This is a genomic window from Pseudoalteromonas obscura (assembly GCF_030135505.1).
Classification (GTDB): Bacteria; Pseudomonadota; Gammaproteobacteria; order Enterobacterales; family Alteromonadaceae; genus Pseudoalteromonas; species Pseudoalteromonas obscura.
The window spans coordinates 119,622-137,629 of the sequence record NZ_JASJUT010000007.1 but is presented as its reverse complement, the minus strand read 5'-3'; the positions used below and the strand labels follow the sequence as shown (position 1 = coordinate 137,629).

General features: G+C 39.6%; 14 protein-coding genes. All 14 read left to right on the top strand.

Features of this window, described 5'->3' with window-relative positions; genetic code table 11:
- Positions 1-467 precede the first annotated feature (467 nt).
- On the top strand, positions 468-3,104 hold the full coding sequence (locus tag QNM18_RS16585; RefSeq protein ID WP_284137844.1) for an ATP-binding protein: 2,637 nt from the start codon (positions 468-470) through the stop codon (positions 3,102-3,104).
- Positions 3,088-3,444 carry an Hpt domain-containing protein gene (locus QNM18_RS16580; protein WP_284137843.1) on the top strand — a complete coding sequence of 119 codons (357 nt, stop codon included), beginning with the start codon at positions 3,088-3,090 and terminating at the stop codon, positions 3,442-3,444. Before QNM18_RS16585 ends, QNM18_RS16580 begins: the two co-directional genes overlap by 17 nt.
- Positions 3,431-4,615 carry a response regulator gene (locus tag QNM18_RS16575; RefSeq protein WP_284137842.1) on the top strand — a complete coding sequence of 395 codons (1,185 nt, stop codon included), beginning with the start codon at positions 3,431-3,433 and terminating at the stop codon, positions 4,613-4,615. The genes QNM18_RS16580 and QNM18_RS16575 overlap by 14 nt, the downstream gene beginning before the upstream one ends.
- Before the next feature lie 195 nt (positions 4,616-4,810).
- The gene (locus tag QNM18_RS16570; protein WP_284137841.1) at positions 4,811-5,743 is read left to right on the top strand and encodes a TolB family protein; all 933 of its coding nucleotides are present in this window, start codon (positions 4,811-4,813) and stop codon (positions 5,741-5,743) included.
- 541 nt (positions 5,744-6,284) lie between these two features.
- Positions 6,285-6,443 carry a hypothetical protein gene (locus tag QNM18_RS16565; protein ID WP_211008817.1) on the top strand — a complete coding sequence of 53 codons (159 nt, stop codon included), beginning with the start codon at positions 6,285-6,287 and terminating at the stop codon, positions 6,441-6,443.
- 936 nt (positions 6,444-7,379) lie between these two features.
- A complete protein-coding gene (locus QNM18_RS16560; RefSeq protein WP_023399160.1) occupies positions 7,380-7,562 on the top strand; it encodes a hypothetical protein in 183 nt (60 codons plus the stop codon).
- 286 nt (positions 7,563-7,848) lie between these two features.
- On the top strand, positions 7,849-8,976 hold the full coding sequence (locus QNM18_RS16555) for a hypothetical protein (protein ID WP_284137840.1): 1,128 nt from the start codon (positions 7,849-7,851) through the stop codon (positions 8,974-8,976).
- Between the two features lie 263 nt (positions 8,977-9,239).
- Complete coding sequence (locus QNM18_RS16550; RefSeq protein ID WP_284137839.1) at positions 9,240-9,983, top strand: MipA/OmpV family protein; 744 nt, start codon at positions 9,240-9,242, stop codon at positions 9,981-9,983.
- A complete protein-coding gene (locus QNM18_RS16545; RefSeq protein ID WP_284137838.1) occupies positions 9,973-11,055 on the top strand; it encodes an efflux RND transporter periplasmic adaptor subunit in 1,083 nt (360 codons plus the stop codon). Before QNM18_RS16550 ends, QNM18_RS16545 begins: the two co-directional genes overlap by 11 nt.
- On the top strand, positions 11,048-14,074 hold the full coding sequence (locus tag QNM18_RS16540) for an efflux RND transporter permease subunit (protein ID WP_284137837.1): 3,027 nt from the start codon (positions 11,048-11,050) through the stop codon (positions 14,072-14,074). Before QNM18_RS16545 ends, QNM18_RS16540 begins: the two co-directional genes overlap by 8 nt.
- A gap of 24 nt (positions 14,075-14,098) precedes the next feature.
- Positions 14,099-14,764: a response regulator gene (locus tag QNM18_RS16535; protein ID WP_284137836.1), complete on the top strand. Its 666-nt coding sequence runs from the start codon at positions 14,099-14,101 to the stop codon at positions 14,762-14,764.
- Positions 14,761-16,152, top strand: a complete 1,392-nt coding sequence (locus tag QNM18_RS16530; protein WP_211008811.1) for a sensor histidine kinase — start codon at positions 14,761-14,763, stop codon at positions 16,150-16,152. The genes QNM18_RS16535 and QNM18_RS16530 overlap by 4 nt, the downstream gene beginning before the upstream one ends.
- A gap of 18 nt (positions 16,153-16,170) precedes the next feature.
- The gene (locus QNM18_RS16525; protein ID WP_211008810.1) at positions 16,171-16,623 is read left to right on the top strand and encodes a GNAT family N-acetyltransferase; all 453 of its coding nucleotides are present in this window, start codon (positions 16,171-16,173) and stop codon (positions 16,621-16,623) included.
- Positions 16,624-16,773: 150 nt separating this feature from the next.
- On the top strand, positions 16,774-17,910 hold the full coding sequence (locus tag QNM18_RS16520) for a glycosyltransferase family 4 protein (protein WP_284137835.1): 1,137 nt from the start codon (positions 16,774-16,776) through the stop codon (positions 17,908-17,910).
- Positions 17,911-18,008: the final 98 nt, after the last annotated feature.

The window sequence follows — 18,008 nt, the reverse complement described above, 5'->3', positions numbered from 1 at the left end:
TCTTAACCTCTGACAACAATTTGGCACGACCTAATTCGTGCCAAATTGTTAACCCTAGTAGCTCTATATAGTTTTCTCTGTTTTTGCTCAAACGCCGCTTCAAATTAATCTTTGTATTAAGTAACCAAACTGTATTTAAAAACGCTGATAGTTGTGACTTAGGACGAATTTATTTTTAAGTACAGATAGCTAGCATAACTAAACAGGTTCAAGATAACCTTATGTATTTTCGCATCCACGCATCTATGCGATGCTCATAATTGTGTATCTAACAAATTAACGTTGATAACAGGAGGTTGCTAAAGGGACGCCAATAAATATAAATTTACAACTCCTTCTCGATGTCTGCGATTAAACTGCTCTATAACAAAAGTGGAAGAACAGCATCCTACTCATAAAAAAATACTATATACTTTATTACTGCTATAGTTAGTCATATCACAGACCATTTGGCGGCAAGGAAGACAATGGATAGCAAAGTTCCCCACTTAGTTACCAATGACTGTCTACAGATTCAATTTATCAGTGCCGCTATGCAAACGTTGCTTGGCGAAGACAATATAATAGGTAAGAACCTAAATCAGGTCTTTAATCTAGAGCTTATTAGCGGTGACTTTTCTCTTGGCCACTATAATAATATTCCCCTGAGCATAAAGAGATTTCCTTGCGAGACTGGGTATTGCTTCTTGATTCAGGAACATGACTCAAATAAAGAAGAAATGAGTTTTTTGATCGATGCCGTTACTAGTTCAAACATAGGCGTATGGCGCTACAACCTTGCGTCGCGATCTCTTTATCTATCAGACATTGCCAAAAAACTATTGGGGATTGCAGCACCAACCCCATTGAGTTGGCGGAAACTTCTCTCACTTGTTCATAAAGATGACCAAGCACTGTTCCCACTTTTCTTTGAAAATCATGTCCAGTTTGGGGTGCCACTGCAATTTGAGTTTAGGCTAAAGTCTTCAGGGCAAAAATCTTGGTTTGCTTTGAGAGGAAGTTGTACCAATAAGCCCGATGGAAAATGGATCAATGGTACATTGCAAGATTGCACAGCAGAAAAAACCACTGTGATTGCTCTGAACGATGCGGATGAGAGTAAACAATTGGCAATTGAAGCTGGCAAAATTGGAACATGGCGGGCAACGAAGTCGGGAGGTCAATGGCATTGGAAGTGGGACATGCTAGCCAACACAATTTTCAAGCTTGAACCCGAAGATATTGGGGATCTAAACAAGTGGGTTGAACTTCTTCACCCAGAAGACAAACCAAGAGTCAAAGAAGCCTTGGACGAAAGTTTAAAAACTGGCATAGAGTTCAAACAGCATTATCGAAGCATATTAAAAAACGGCGAAGTCATATACGTATTTGCCCAAGGTAGAGTCGGCAAAAATTATAAAGGGGAGCACTGTAGGATAGATGGTGTCTGTGTTGACCAAACAGAAATACACAATACTCAGCAGGCGCTAAAAAAACTAAATTCGGAGCTTGAAACACGTGTTAATGACAGGACCGCGGAACTTCATAACACCCTCCAAAAAGCCGAACGTGCGAATAAAATAAAATCTGAATTTTTATCTATGATCAGCCACGAACTCAGAACACCACTCAATGGTATAATCGGTGCATTGGATCTACTTTCTCACTATTCGCTAAGCTGCGAACCGAAAGACTTAGTGTATACAGCTTCAAAATCCGCCGACCACTTAATCACTATCTTAAATGACTTGTTAGACTTAAATAAAATAGAAGCGGGCAAGTTAGAACTAGAAACCGCTGTATTTGATTTGCCCACTGTCATTTCAGATGTAGTAAGTACATTTACAGCATCGGCTATAGACAAGGGCATTAAATTAAGGGTTTACGAAAATCAAACTGAAGTTCAGCCAATAAAAGGAGATATAAATAGGTTTCGACAAATTCTTCTTAACATACTGGGTAATGCGATCAAATTTACCAACAGTGACAGTGTACGCTCGAAAGAGATCACTGTTACATCGGGGTTTAAGCGTCTAAACATATATCAAAGTGAAATTACGGTGTCTATTTCAGATACCGGCGTCGGTATGAGCAAAGACACCATTAATAAACTGTTTACCCCATTTACACAAGCCGAAAAGTCAACCACAAGGAAGTTTGGAGGGACTGGTCTAGGACTCTCAATTTGCGGAAAATTGATAGATTTAATGGGGGGGCAAATCACAGTAACCAGTGAGCTGAGTAAAGGCAGTCAATTTACAGTCAAAGCGCCTTTTTGGGTCGAACTGAACGACAAGGAAACCCCTTTAAAAAGTGTACTCAACTGCTTCACCCTAGGGCAACTATCTATTGACAACCAACATGTGATTCAACTGCTGCAATCCACATACACAGTTACAATAATCCCACTAGAGTGCCAAGACATCATGTTTGATCAAAATATAGGAATAAATTTAGTTTTGACTGATGATTTTAAATCACTGTTAACACGTATTGGTATTCTTAACTCACTTGATAACTTAATGGTTTATACCGATTTAGAACAAGTCGCAAATTTTGAACTCACCTTCCCACATCTGGCTGTATTTTCAAATCAACCGCTTACCTACGCGCAACTTGTAAAACAAATCAGAACTCAGCAGCAAGATAACCTTGCGCTGGATGAACTAGAGTTTGCTATCGAGTCAAGCGATTCAGAACAAGAACAGCGTCCTATCCAGATGAAAGACGATGAAGGCTTTGGGCATCATGATATCTTACTGGTGGAGGATAACCCGTTCAATCAAAAATTGATTCAAACTCAGTTGGCAAAATTGGGGCTTTTTTGTGATATCGCGAATAACGGCGCTGAGGGCTTTAGTTACTGGCATAGCCATACTTACAAACTGATCCTAACTGACTGCCATATGCCTGAAGTAGACGGCTATGAAATGACAAAACAGATCCGTACAGAAGAGGCTAAACGAGAGAAACCCCCAATCCCTATCATTGCTGTGACGGGAGCCGCAATGCAAGGCGAGAGGGATTTATGTACTTCAATTGGCATGAATGACTTTTTGTGCAAGCCAGTTAGACTCACCGACATCAGATCAATCTTGGAGCGTTGGTATGAACACACAGCTTGATCAATTAAAAACACTAAACCACAACACCATTATTGAACTAGTTGGTGACGAGCCTGCTAAAATTCACAAGTTTCACATTGAATTTCTCAAACAATCATCAGCCATTTTAAGAACTATTATCCAATCGTTTAACTCCGACGATTTTTCTGAGATCAAAAATCAAGCACATTTTCTAAAAACGTCTGCAAAAGCTGTCGGGGCAGAGCGCAGTGCTTATTTTCTTGAAACAATTGAAAGTTACAGCCTTGAGAGAAACAAAGCTGCAATTAAACAAGTCATCATAAAGCTCAATGGCGAGTTTAAAGCGATAAAAAAGGAACTTACCTATGACCAGCATTAATCGCATTGCAAAACGCCATCCGGCAGTACTTGTGCTAACTCATCGAGAAGACGACGTTCAAGGTATTACAGAACTCATTGCAGAGCAAACCGAGGATTTTCGGTGTTTGGTTGTAAGAAAAACTGCATTAGATGACATTGAGCAGTTAGCACCTAAAGTCATTCTTTTTGCTTTGTCAGATGTAAAAAAGAGTATTTGCTTATATAACCTACTGATAAAAGAGAATAGATTAGTAAAAAATCACTACAGCGTCCTTTTGTGTAGTAACAGAGAGTCTGGTTTAGCATTTAAGTGCTGTTTGAAGAATTTATTTGATAGCTACTTTGTATACCAGCCTCTATATGAAAAGTTCCGACTACAACTCATCGTCTATGAGGGACTAAAACAGTTTACCAATACTGACTCTTATATCGAGTCGTTAGACAAAATAGTCAAAGATCAAAATGACGAGCTTAATTCGTTGATCGAATTGGGCTTAAGCTACAAGACTGCGGTGGTTGAAGAAATTAGTAAGAGCAAAGAAGAGGTGAACTCCATTAACCAAGATATCTTGTCTCAAATGCCTGATAATATAGACAAACAACTCCTTTCGGAAATTAATAATACGCACATTCAGCCACTACTTAACGCATTAGAAACATCACTCTCAACCAAACTCCTAGATCTGGTGAATGGATTAAAACAGTCTCAAGATTTGAACAGCCTTTTAATGAAGCAACTTCAACAACCTATCCATACAAAATGCGAGGATAACTCTGTTGTCTCATCGAGCGACAATGCATTTTTGGAAACGCCGACTAATCAACAGCACTCAATTTTATTGGTTGAAGACAACCATATATACAGAGAGATGATTAGCGATGTATTAAGCACAGTGGGTTATGAAATTGAGCAAGTCGATGACGGACTCGCGGCCATAAAAAAAATAAAACGTACTCAGTATGACCTAATCGTAATGGACCTCTTTTTGCCAAATTTAGACGGCTTAAATACAACAAAGCATATTCGCAACGTCGGTAAAAATATCAAGACACCTGTAATTGCATTAACAGGAAATAAAAACAAGCAGCTAGTGAAGAAATGGGCCGAGCATGGTCTCGATGGGTATATTCTAAAACCATCTACAAAAAAAGAGATCTTAGCGGTCGTCAATAAAGCAATTGGCCCTTAAGGGCCGATAAAACACAACTCTTAACACATCGAAAAACTGCCAGCCCTTACCATAAGCCATTGTTTAAAATGGATAAATAAAATTCAACTGAAAATCAACCGCACGTCAACATCACGTAATCACTTTGAACGCCGCGACAGATACTATACAGACCTCCACAAATGTGAAAACACAAAACACAATTTCGAGGTAACCATGACACAAAATTTCTGTTGTAAAATAGCCTTGGCTGCAATTTCTTTAGCCCTGTTTAGTAGCTGTGCTATCAATCAAAGTTCTATGTCGGACGGGTATTCATTTATCTACTCAGCTAAAGAAGGGGACAACCGATCTGTGTACCTCAGTGATCAATATGGCAGAGATCGGCTTAAAGTGATTGATTTAACGAACAACGACGGATACCCATCTATTTCACCGCATGGAAAAACCATCGCATTTTACGGCAAATACGATAACAACAGAACATGGTCGATTCATAAAGTGGATCTAGACGGAAGCAATGTAATAAGGCTTACTAACAAGCGTTTTGTCTGGGACAGTGCGCCATCATGGTCACCAGATGGAAGTAGCATCATCTTTTCCCGAGAATATAAAGGTGCAAGTAATCAGTGGCAAGAAGAAGTGTGGTTAATGGATGAAAATGGAAATAATCAGCGCCAGATCCACGCTTTAAAAGGAAGAGCTGCTAGTTTTTTACCTGATGGCAAAATCATATTCCAATCAAACTCCAAGCATAGCCAACTATTCATTGCTGACATACATGGTAACAATCAGGTTCAACTTACAGATACAAATTCAAGTAATCGCTCTCCTGCTGTTTCACCTAATGGTAAATATATTGCGTTTTTGGCTAATAGGGACGGTAACCAAGAGGTTTATGTGATGAACATAGATGGTTCGGATCAACGACGCCTTACATTCAATAATATAGAAGATTGGGATCCTGCATGGTCAGCAGATAGTAATTACATTTATTTTATATCACAAAACGAAAGCGACTTTTACGATGTATTCTCGATTCATCGTGACGGCTCCTCGCTAATCAAAATACTCAATAGTGGATCACAAGTTAACTCTGTAATTAACCTCGATACAACGCAGTTATCGAAGCTAAAGGAAAAACAATAGGATACGCCAAAAAGCAAAGACAGTACCATAACTAAATTAGCGTTATCCCAGGCAGGGTTTCAAGATTATACAATCCCATCAGTCAATGTTATCTGATAGATATAATTTGTAACCCTGAACAGCACACGACAGCAATGCGTAAGAGCAAAAATCAGGGAGGTATTAAAAAACATTAAAAAAATGTACATTTTTCAATCTAAATTAAGCATATTTAGCAATAAGAGTTAACCTTTATATAACACAACTATATAAATAGTCGGTAAAACAGCTAACCATAGCCGTGAAGTTAATAGCTTTTAGTTAAAAACACCAAATAACATTAGACCCCTAAGCTGACAGAAAAAATAAATAAGCATTTAAAACATGGAATTACAATTAGCTAAGCTCTTTACTTTTAGCACTCACTCGGCATAAATTAATTTTACTATCTGGATACTTGTAATATGTTACCCAATGATGCTATTAATGTTAAATAGCTTTTGCAGAAACATTCTGTAAGGGTTATTTTAAGTTAAAACTAGCTAAAATAAGGAAATAAGTAATGAAACTTGCACTAAAAAAACAAAAACTTAAGCAATTAAACAATGACAAAACTCTAGACAACAATGCTACACCTAACATCGTTGGTGCAGGTAGCACTTATAGATGTCGTCCGGCAGTATCTGAAACTGGTAACGGATTCTGGGCTTGCATGTGCTAATAGCTCATGAAAGTGAATAGAAGAGGTGTACAAGCACCTCTTTATCTAACCCTGTTTCAAGTTAAAAAAGAAACGGCGCTATTTCAATTTTCGGGCTCTTTCTAAGCCCCATCAGTTATAGACATACCAATATATACATCATTCTAATTTAAAATTGTAGTAAAGCCAGAACCTTGAAAAAGTATGCACGCGATTTAGAATGACCCAACCTTTAAACATCAAGAGGTTCAGTGAGTATTTCAGTCGACATGTTTAAAGTTCTTCTATTTTTAAATTTGAACAAAACGTGCGATACCTATAAACACACAATCACCCAACGAATCACGACTCATCTTCATAAATTCTATAAACACTTTTAATCTAAGGCATATACGAATATAACACCATAAAGCAAATAGACCTGATAGAACGCAATACATATGTATTTAAAAACTGGTGGATTCAAGGTGTAGTCACTAGCAACTGAAAAACGAGTTACTGCTCTAAAGGCCTTTGTTATCATCGCCATGTTCATCGAACGAATATTACTCTAAACAACTCACTTTAAACTTTAAAAAAGTTTGTCAAATAGGAGAAACTAACCAGCTCTCGACACGTACGCCTGATCATAGCAATGAAAAACTCAAAATAGCTCATTATCCCAAACATCTTAATAATAAGATAAAGTTTATATATTCACAATATTATATTGTTATTGGTACAACGATACACAACCAAGTTCAAACACTAAATTGACAAAACAGAACAACAATAAAACCCCAAACAACTAATATTAAATGCATTTTAAAAGAAAGTAATCACCCGCAAAAACTGATCACAAATCAATCAACATGATATTAATTTCATAAACCGCAAGATAAACCATTGCAATTATAAATAATCATGTTAGATTCAAAAACAGAATAAATAAAAATGTTTTATTAAAGGAAGAACGTTATGAAACTAAAAATAATGAAGAAAAAAATCAAAAACCTATCGGAAACAAAAAACATGCTTAATAAAGCAATGACACCTAATGTTGGCGGTGGTCGTGGTGCATGTTCAGGTGGTCCAGCTTGTATTATTGATGACCAGCCATCTGAAACAGTTACAAGTGGTGGTGTACCAGTTACTTTTTAAAGTACGAATATTTTAAATATGCCTGTTCTTTTCAGGCTTTGGGAGGCGCTTTTGCGCCTTCTTGCTTTCCCTTAGTTTTCTCCAAATAAATTCGTATCTTAGCTTTATCGAATAACACCTCTCAATATAATCCGCACCAGTTTCCAAGGTAAAATTTTCGTCCGTCATTGATAATATTTATTGTAACTATAATGTTGCATTAGTAGCATTTGCTCTATACCCTAGTTTTACACATAGGCAGTATGTTATGTGGACCTTTATCAACGAATTAACTAAGGAAAAGATAATGAAATTCATAAAGTGTCTGTTTTTGGTGTCTGTAACCATCAGTTCAATTAGTATATTTTCAGCCCCTTTTGAGGCACACAGCCATAACGAAAAACACTATTCGGACGATGAAGCGATGGCAGCCCAAGTAGCAAATGGCGCCCCTGAATCTAGGTTTTTAGGGTTTAATATCGAAGAAATAAATGGTGAACCTCATTTGTCAGCAACTGTAGCGGCCCCAAAGGGTCTTCAGTACTTGTACTTTGACATTGAAGCTTCACCGGTAGGGCTTCTCGCTTACAACGAAACATTCCCAAGAACACACAGCCAGACAACGTTAAAAGCAACCATCCCACTATTCGAAGCCCTTGAGAAAGTTCAGCGCTCGGATTTCATTGAAATCTCTTTAATTTCCATGGACTCAACACCAGGCTACCGCCTAAACTCGCTCAGATATAATAGACAGGCACTATTAGAGCTACTTGAAAGCGGATCTGATAACCAAGATTACAGCCTTGTAGTTCAGCAACCAATCGATAAAAAAGGGAATGAATATGGGGTTTTAGATAGCGTAATAAAATACTGTATGAACCACGACAGTGTTCGCTGCGACTATAGTTACCTTAACCACCCTAACTTTGACAAAGATGGTCCGTTGCAATTTGCACTGCCTTTTAAAGGCGAGTTTACACTTAACGCATACATCAATGAACTTAAGTTTCGCGAGGACCTAACCAGTATCAATCAGGTACTTCCAACAGACTTTGAAGTATGGCTTGATAATGACCTATTTGGATTAGGTAAAGATCGCTCTAATGCAAAAGCATTCCTGTCAAATTTCTTTACTCTTACACACAACAAAAACGCATTCACAAACCAATATCAAACTAAAGTTCAGTGGAACATTCCCTGGCAACATGCGACTTTTCAGCAAGGTGCATCATATAAACGGGCAACTCACGCGATCTGGTCCATGAATTTTGCGGTCCAAACAAATCGATATGGGAGCTTTCAAGAAGCAGCTCGTCAGGGGGTCTCTCGTTCCGAATATTTAAATGCAAATATCATTGAAAACATTAACTTTAGTGCATTTCAGGGCACTGCTGACAGCTTGCTTAAGTTGTCTCCCATGTCTGTAGAATTTTAAACTTCGTATTCATATAAACCAAATGACAATGGCATTTCTCCCCCATTGTCATTTCAATTATTTGCCTGAGCTTCTAGGAATGTCGCACTTGTTTGGGGCAACATCACAAAAAAGCATATTTCAACCCATGAAAATAATAAGCCCGTATTTGGCTAAAAAATTACCATTTTGTAAGTTTCGAGAAAGTTTCCTGAATTATTGTTTGCCTTGTAGAGACAACTTTTAAAAAAACATCGCCAAGTTAAAACTTTTAAGGACCATATATGAAACTTTCTAAATATTTGCTAGCACTAACAATGTCTGTGAGTTACCAAGTTCAATCAGAAGAAGACAGCGAACTAAAAATTGGCCTAGGTGGAGCGTTTGTTACACAAGATGAAGGGTATAAAGATGTAGGCAGCGAAACTCAGTTCGTTCCTGCCATTGCTATTGAATACGGTGACTTCAGACTACTCGGGCCTTTTGCTTCATATACATTTTATCGTAACGAATCGTTTGAGCTATCGGCAATTGGCATGATGAGACTAGATGGTTACGAGCAAGATGATAATGATTTATTTAAGGGCATGGAAGATAGGGACATGAGCTTCGATTTAGGTCTTGAGGCAGAGTTTGACACCGAGTTTGGTGAGTTTGCAATTAAATACTCTCAGGATGCCAGCAGCACTCATAAAGGATACGAGGCGACATTAACCTATGGCGCACCTTTTAGGTTCAAAAAGGGTCAAATCAAGCCCTACATTGCAGCCAATTTTGCAAGTAAGGACCTGACAGATTACTACTATGGCGTAAAACAATCAGAAGCTACTGCACAACGCTCATTTTACGAAGTTGACAGCGCCACCAACCTAGAAGTCGGGATCAGTAGTGATTGGTTTTTTGGACAAAATCACATGATTAAAGCTGATGTTAGTTACATGTCATTCGACACAACAATCAAGGACTCTCCACTTGTTGATAAATCTGGCACATTCCAACTGCTGTTGGGGTATGTATATGTATTCTAAGTTTATCTTTTCGAAGTTTCATGGAGTCTTATTCAGCACGCTTTGTATTGTAACGGGGTGTAGTCAAGCCCCACAGGCGGCTCATGATAATGAACCGAGTTCTTATGAACAGTCGACAGTCGTCGCAATACAAGTGCCATCACCAAACAAAATATTTTATGGCAAAGTGCAAAGTAATAGGGGGTACGATATGGCGCTATTCAATAGTGGTCGTGTCGAACTTATTGCAGTAAAGGAAGGTCAACTTGTCAATCAAGGAGATCTCATTGCACGACTATACTCTCCCAAATTAAGTACTCAAGTTCTAGAGAAAAAGGCAACCTTAAGTGCTGCACTGGCCGCGTCAGATGAAGCATTAAACGAGTACAAAAGAATTACTGACTTGCGAGCAAAGGGTTTAGCATCAGAAGCACAACTTGAATACGCGCAAAAAACAGCACAAGTGGCACACGAAAAAGTTAGACAAATGAAGGCACAGTTAACGGAGGCTAATAACCTATTAGACGATATATCCGTTTATGCAGCTCACGATGGCATTGTAGCTGCCCTGTACGCTAGAGAAGGACAATTCGTATCATCGTCGGTACCTATTGTTCGGGTAGAAGAAACTGGAATATTTAAAATTGAGTTTTTCATACCTGAGCGAGATGCAGTGACACTTGTAGCCGACGTAGAAGTACCGATCCACATAAGTGCACTAAATAAAAGTATAACTGCCACAGTTGCTGAAAAAGCAATCCCGAGTATCCATGGACCGTCTTTGTTTAAAATTACAGTTCATATTGAAGAGACTACGCCCGAACTATTAGGTCTAACCGCCCAATTAAGAATCAATACGACACCCGATGTCATCTACAGCGTTCATTCTAGCGCTGTTCGGTTCGACCCAAATGGCAATAGCTATATGCTAGATAAATCCCATGCTTTATATAAAGTGCAAGTTCTAGGCAGTAGAGGCGACAATTTATTGGTATCTGCCCAAGTTAGCTTGGACGAGATCGAATTCGACACTACACCAGAGACAAAAATAAATCGAAACCTGATGGCTGTAGTGGAGGTGGAAAGTGAGTGATAGCGCTAAACACTATTGGTTTCAAAACCCACGCCTCATCATAGGTATAGTCTTTATTCTTGCACTGGTTGGTTTTGCAGGTTGGTTCAGTGCAAGCGAGCAAGAGGACCCTCAATTTCCTTACCGCAACGGTTTTGTCACGCTCACAGCGCCTAATATGACCATTGCTCAGCTTAGAGATGCCGCAGTTGTCCCATTGGAGCGTACCTTGAGCAATATTGATGAAGTGAGTACCTATCAGTCCCGTATAAAAAATGGTAACGCAGTTATTAACATCGAACTTCACGAACATATTTACGATACCGATACGGTGTGGGAACGAATAAAAGACGATATAACAAATAAACAAAATGATATGCCAGGCATTTCTGCCAATATTGTGGACAGAGCACAGGATACGCAGGGCATCGTAATCGCTATCTCACAACCAAGTGATATATTGGCGAAGAGGGCTTTGGCCATCGAGCTTAGAACCGAGTTGGAGCAACTTTCAACTATTCGCAGTGTAAATCTCGTTGGCGATCCCCATGAACAACTAGTAATTGATTACACTCTAAATGCTATGCAGGAGTTTGGCGTAACGCCAGAACAAATTGCCCACAGGCTTTCAATTATGTCTGGGCGTGGAGCGAGCTTCCAAACCGGTGGTATAACAACCAACACCAACCCATTGGGAAGAATTCAATCAATTGATGATATCAAGAACAGTCAAGTGACCCTTGATAACGCCAACCCTGTTTCTCTATCTACCATTGCTGACATTTATTATCGTCCAAACCCGATAGCACCAGAGCAGTTTATGGTCAATGGGCAGCGAGTAGTCGGTTTAGCAATTTCGCTTCCTGCCAATACAGTTAGAGTTACAGAAGTAGGAGATGCAATCAGGCAAGTCGTAGAAAAATTTAATCAGAAATTTACCAATAGTCCTGCTAAAATCGTTTTGTTTCAGCCTAAATGGACAAAAAAACGAAAGTCTGACTTACTCAATTCTTTGGCAACTGGATGCATTGCTGTAGCTGTAATATTAATTTTACTGATGTCTGTCAGAACAGCTATTGTTGTGGTAGTCACAATTCCTGCAATCGCATTGTCTGCCCTTGGCTTTTTTACTGCTGCGGGTGGCGTTTTACATCAAATGACAATAGCCGGTTTGGTAATATCTTTGGGTCTTATGGTGGACAACAGCATCGTTATGGCAGAAAAGATCTTACAGTTAATGGATCAAGGGAAAAGCCGCTTTGATGCCAGCAAAGAAGCTGTAAAGGGCCTTTACAAACCTTTAGCAACAGCCACAATAACAACAATTGCGGCATTTCTCCCGATGTTGCTGGCAAAAGGCAGCGTCGCAGACTTTATATCTACCATCCCAATCCTCGTTATTTTGTGCATCAGCTTAAGTTATCTTATTGCGCTGTCATTTGTGCCAGTCATGGCCAATTATCTATTTCAAAGTCGCCCTAAGACAGTTCAAAAGCAAAGTAAATTTTCCGTAGTCGGAAGTCGCATTGCTCAATTTTCCTTAGCAAACCCCAAAACCGTCATTATTATCATGCTATGCATATTGGGGTTGATCCCTTTGTTGCCATCTACAGTCGGCGAGTTTTTTCCAAAAACCAATCGAAACCAAGGCTATGTTGATATTCAACTGCCCCTTGGAAGTGATATTACCAAGACAACGAGCGTTGCAAAACAAATAAGCGGATATATTCAAGCACTCGATTTTGTAACTCAAACGATGACGTTTAGCGGCTCATCTGGCCCGCGCTTTTATTACAACCTTGTTCAGCAACCAGGTGAAAGCCACATTGCTAGAGTCGTTTTTGAGGTCAAAGAAGGGACAAATGTTAAAGATGTGGTAGAGCAGCTCAACGCATTGTTGCCCCAAGTTTTCAACGGCGCTTTGGTACTTGCCAGAGAACTTGGCCAAGGGCCACCAATCGAAAGCCCCATCGAGATAAGGCTTATAAGTAGCCAAACAGAAATAAACCTCAAAGCTGCTGAAGAAGTTTTTATATTGTTAAGCAAGCAAAGTAACACTGCACATGTTCGAAGAGACTATAGCTATGGGGTGGCACAACTGAACATGTTGATTGATCAACAATCATTGAAACAGGCAGGCCTAAATGAAAGTGTATTAGCCGACTATCTTGCATGGCAAGGGACAGGACTGCACATTAGCGATTTAACTTTTAAAACAGAGCCCATCACATTGCTGTTGCAAGATACCAGCTCGGACCAAACTTTAGAGCGCATTATGTCGACACAAGTCGTCGATCATAATAAGCAATTTTTGCCTATTTCAGCATTTGCAAACGCGCGACTAATCGGCGAAAAAGCCGTAGAAACACGTCGAAATGGACGCGAAGAGCTGCGCATACTGTCAGACGTTACATATGGCACTGATGAAAGCATATTACTTGAATCACTTCAGCCGGAGTTATTTGCCATTGCAAAAAAGCATGGCGTCACATTGCAGTTTGGCGGGGAACTAGAAGAATCTCAAGAGGCAAATAGTGCGCTATTACTAGCGCTCCCCGCAGGTTTAATACTCTTGTTCATTGCCCTAATCCTACAGTTTAATTCGTATAAATTAACTGTATTAGTTATGATGAGTATTCCTTTTAGTATTATTGGTGCACCAATAATGCTGTCCTTTGTAGGAGTCCCGTTCGGTTTTATGTCACTGCTAGGCATACTCGCGTTGGTGGGGATTGTAGTAAACACCGCTATATTACTCATAGAAAAAACAATAGAAAGCATAATTGACGGGCACGATAAGGATATAGCAATAAAGCTTGCTGTATCAAATCGGTTACGGGCTATTATGCTAACTACAATAACCACGATTATCGGTATGTTACCTCTTACATCAGGAGAGAGCCCGTTATGGCCACCACTGGCTTGGACCGTAATCGGCGGCTTAATAAGTTCAACATTGATGATGTTGTATATTATGCCAATATTAATGAGTTGGTTAATTGAACCAAATCGGTATAACAATCGAATAAATGTGAGCTAACAATAAAAAGGATAATCCACCGCCATGCGTATTTTAATCACAGAAGATAATCTTCAGCTTGCCGAATTTATTCAACAGGCCATACTGCAAGATGGACATGCAGCCGACATTGCCAATTGCGCAAAAGAGATGACCAGCCTTTTAGAAGGTTGGCAATATGATGCATTGGTGCTGGACTTAGGGCTCCCTGATACGGATGGTATTGACGTTATCAGGCAATTAAGAGCACAGCAGAATCCGATCCCAATATTAATATTGACTGCACGAGGAGGTGTAGAGGACCGGATCAAAGGCCTCGACCTAGGTGCAGATGACTATCTCAATAAACCTTTTGCTATTGATGAACTCAAAGCAAGGCTTCGCGCTATCTTGAGAAGACCAGTCGGGTACTCCGGCAATATACTGACTCGAGGAAATATATCGCTAGACAGCAAGGCAAGACGGGTAATGGTCGATAACAATAATGTCAATATGGGTAAAACTGAGGTTGCAATATTAGAATATATGATACGCCACGCCAGTTTAACAGTCAGTAAAAATGCCATTTATGATGCAATATATGCACTCGGTTTCGAAGTAACGGACAATGCAATCCAAGTTGCCATGCACCGAATACGAAAAAAGCTAGAACAGGCAGGTGCTAATGCAGATATAAAAACAATACGTGGAATAGGGTACATATTGTCATGAACCAAGTTGGTGTTACAAAAAAAGGCTCTTTGGCTCGCAAGCTTTTTATATTGTTTGGTGTAATGGGAGGTGTAGTCTTCGCATTAATTGGCGCTATTCTGTTCTTATTTTCTATCAACTTCGCGAATATTGCCGTTGAAAAAAGTATGCATGGTATGGCAGAAGATATACCGGATGGCTTGCACTTTGATGCACAAGGAAGGCTCAATTATTCTTCAAGCAATATCGCGAAAAAGTGGGGCTATGACGCGCTTTTTAACAATCTAGCATTCAAAGTTATCGATCGAAGCAGCAACGCTGTCATTTTAACCTCGAACCCACATATCGAAACATCAGTTGCCTTACTGGCACTTCCTATGGACTTGCCTGAGGGGTATTCATTCTCAAATGGCATTGATAGGTATCGCATGGCTGTATCAGTTCAAGGAAGAGAACTCTACGTTGACCTTGCCAGAGACGACTTAATAGGGGAGTTAGCCAACGAAGCTGTTTTACCTATGCTCGGACAAGTGTTAACCCTGACTATGGTAGCCGCATTTTTAATTTTCATATGTGTAGGATACGTCTCGATAAAAGCGATTGTAAAACCAGTCAATAAGGTGGCCGAAGAGTTAGATGGCATTGAACCTGCGCAACTTGACCGCAGACTCGACAAAAAGGGGGTTCCCAGTGAAATGCTGCCCCTTGTTAATGCACTTAATGACACGATGGACAGAGTAGAAAAAGGGTTCAAAGAACAAAAGCGCTTTGTTGCCAACGCGGCACACGAACTAAAAACACCATTAGCAGTACTGAGAACACGCCTTGAGCTTGCTAACCTACCTGATAAAATTGCATGCGAACTCATGAGCGATATCTCTTATATGACTCGTGTTGTAGAGCAGTTACTTGATTTGTCGCGAGCGCAGAACCAAAACAGTTACCTTCACAAACCAGTCAATATTACCGATGTTGCTAAAGATGTCTGTATGCTGCTAGGTCCTTTGACATTGACCTACCAAAAAGAACTCGCTTTGGAAGAAGTCGATGAAAATCCATCGGTGATAGGTGATCAAGCTGCACTAATTATCATGTTGAAAAACCTACTCGAAAATGCCTTAAAACATGCACAAGATGGCGCACAAATTATCGTTGAAGTAGCTTGTGGTCGTATTTCCGTTAAAGATTCAGGGCCGGGGATCAAAGAAGAAGATAGAGCCAAACTGTTTGAGCGGTTTTGGCGTAAGGAGCAATCAACATTAACGGGAAGTGGATTAGGTTTAGCAATAGTCCACGAAGTTGTATCGGCTCACGATGCTAAGATAGATGTTATATGTAACAATGAGTTAGGTGGGGCTACCTTTCACGTCTATTTCCATGATAGGGTTGTACCTACTGCATCATCATAGCGCTAAAGGAGTTAAGCTATGCACATTAGAGCATTTCAATTTAGTGACCTTGAAAACATTTCTAAACTTGTTTCAGAAGTTTCGAAGTGCGACATATTGCCACACTTTTGCGAGCAAGGTCAGACAGAGTTTATAAACAGAGTCATTCCCGATCTTGAAGCGACTTTAAACCAATCAATTTTTAATTCATTTATCGCCATTGATGAAGATAGAATCGTCGGTTTTGCAGCAATAAGGGAAAGAAACTACATAACTCATTTGTTCGTCGCCAAGGGGGAGCAGGGGAGTGGTATTGGCAAAGTCCTATTAGATAAGCTACTAAGTTATGCCAAGGGTAAGCAAGTCTCACTAAGGTCATCGCTCAATGCCCGCAGCTTTTACGAAAAGCAAGGGTTTACCGAAACTGAGCCTGAGGGACAATTCAATGGCATTCGATTTGTCCCGATGTCAAAAACTATCGTTCAAGCTTAAATACATTGCGTTTTTAATGTGGCCATTGAAAAATGCGTCGCATTTTGCATAACTCAGCCAATACAAAAGTTTTTTATTTTAAAAAACAGAAAGTTAATATTGGCTTGTTTTTTGATTACTAATCTTAAACAACAGATAAGGGTTAGTAAAATGAAGCATATTGGAATATACACGACATCTAAGGTGCCAAACGAAGTCGCTATGATATTAAGTGAGGCGAATGCACTTGCAGAAATAGGGCATCGCGTTACTGTCTTGACACCTATTAAGTATAAAAATATCCGTAACCTACACAAATCTGTATCTATAACGTATTTGGCAAGAGCGGGCATATTTTCGACAGCCCCTTTGTTTACAAGTTTCTCAGATTTAGGCACCTGCTATTCAATATGGAAGCAACTGAATTGCCATAATTCTTATCGCTTTGTTTCACAGGGTTTAATGCTTGCAGAAAAGCTAAAACAACTAGAAATTCAACACTTACACTGTATTTTTAATCAACACGATTATTACGTCAGCCTGTTAGGCAGCAAGTGCGCCAAAGTTTCACTTTCAAGTTTTTGGGGCGTATCTTCATATAGCAGCATGGGGAAAAGTGCGCAAAAGCTTGTAGATCAATGTGATTTACCATTGGTAGAGTTAGAATGCCAACGACTCGCTGCTGACGAGCACTCCTTAGTGCTTAATAGAGGCCTAGATATATCAAAATACAAACCATATGAAAGAAACAAAACTACTTTGCATCTGGTATTCATTGGCAACATTGTCGATGAATCAGGGTTAAAGGTAGTACTAAGCGCACTCGCTGATTTACCGTCCCGATTCAGCATAAAGCTAGATATAATTGGCGAAGGCCCAATTAAAAAGACTTTAGTTAATGACCTGATCCGAAAAAGACTCAATGGTAAAGTTCATTTTCTTGGCAATAAATCTCGAAAGTGGATCCTTAATAAGCTCCCTCATTATACCGCTATCGTTTCGCCTTATTGCTCAAACGGCAGCCTCGCACAAGTCGATAATATCACCTATGTAAAAGAGGCTATGGCCAGTGGTTTGCCTGTACTCACATCTAATATTGCGGCATGTAAAGAAATCACTAGTTCTAATACCGGAATGAAATGCCCCCCGAATAGCATTACAGCTATGAGTAACATGCTAACTGCTTTTATGCAGTTAAGTACCTATCACCGGCACTTACTCGGTCAAAATGCGCGTAAATATGCAGAAGAAAATTTCAATGTAAAACACCAATCTAGAGCCCTGTCTAGGTGGATCCAAGCGCTGTGATTCCAATAAAGTCGCATCAAGTATTGTTTTATGTTCTATACCTATAAGACGAGGAGCACTTCAGACTGCTTCTAAAATAGGTTAAGTTAAATACAAGG

Bases quoted from the DNA above. Each gene is read 5' to 3' on its own strand.
- QNM18_RS16585 (WP_284137844.1), top strand. From the start codon at position 468: ATGGATAGCAAAGTTCCCCACTTAGTTACCAATGACTGTCTACAGATT.
- QNM18_RS16580 (WP_284137843.1), top strand. From the start codon at position 3,088: ATGAACACACAGCTTGATCAATTAAAAACACTAAACCACAACACCATT.
- QNM18_RS16575 (WP_284137842.1), top strand. From the start codon at position 3,431: ATGACCAGCATTAATCGCATTGCAAAACGCCATCCGGCAGTACTTGTG.
- QNM18_RS16570 (WP_284137841.1), top strand. From the start codon at position 4,811: ATGACACAAAATTTCTGTTGTAAAATAGCCTTGGCTGCAATTTCTTTA.
- QNM18_RS16565 (WP_211008817.1), top strand. From the start codon at position 6,285: ATGAAACTTGCACTAAAAAAACAAAAACTTAAGCAATTAAACAATGAC.
- QNM18_RS16560 (WP_023399160.1), top strand. From the start codon at position 7,380: ATGAAACTAAAAATAATGAAGAAAAAAATCAAAAACCTATCGGAAACA.
- QNM18_RS16555 (WP_284137840.1), top strand. From the start codon at position 7,849: ATGAAATTCATAAAGTGTCTGTTTTTGGTGTCTGTAACCATCAGTTCA.
- QNM18_RS16550 (WP_284137839.1), top strand. From the start codon at position 9,240: ATGAAACTTTCTAAATATTTGCTAGCACTAACAATGTCTGTGAGTTAC.
- QNM18_RS16545 (WP_284137838.1), top strand. From the start codon at position 9,973: ATGTATTCTAAGTTTATCTTTTCGAAGTTTCATGGAGTCTTATTCAGC.
- QNM18_RS16535 (WP_284137836.1), top strand. From the start codon at position 14,099: ATGCGTATTTTAATCACAGAAGATAATCTTCAGCTTGCCGAATTTATT.
- QNM18_RS16530 (WP_211008811.1), top strand. From the start codon at position 14,761: ATGAACCAAGTTGGTGTTACAAAAAAAGGCTCTTTGGCTCGCAAGCTT.
- QNM18_RS16525 (WP_211008810.1), top strand. From the start codon at position 16,171: ATGCACATTAGAGCATTTCAATTTAGTGACCTTGAAAACATTTCTAAA.
- QNM18_RS16520 (WP_284137835.1), top strand. From the start codon at position 16,774: ATGAAGCATATTGGAATATACACGACATCTAAGGTGCCAAACGAAGTC.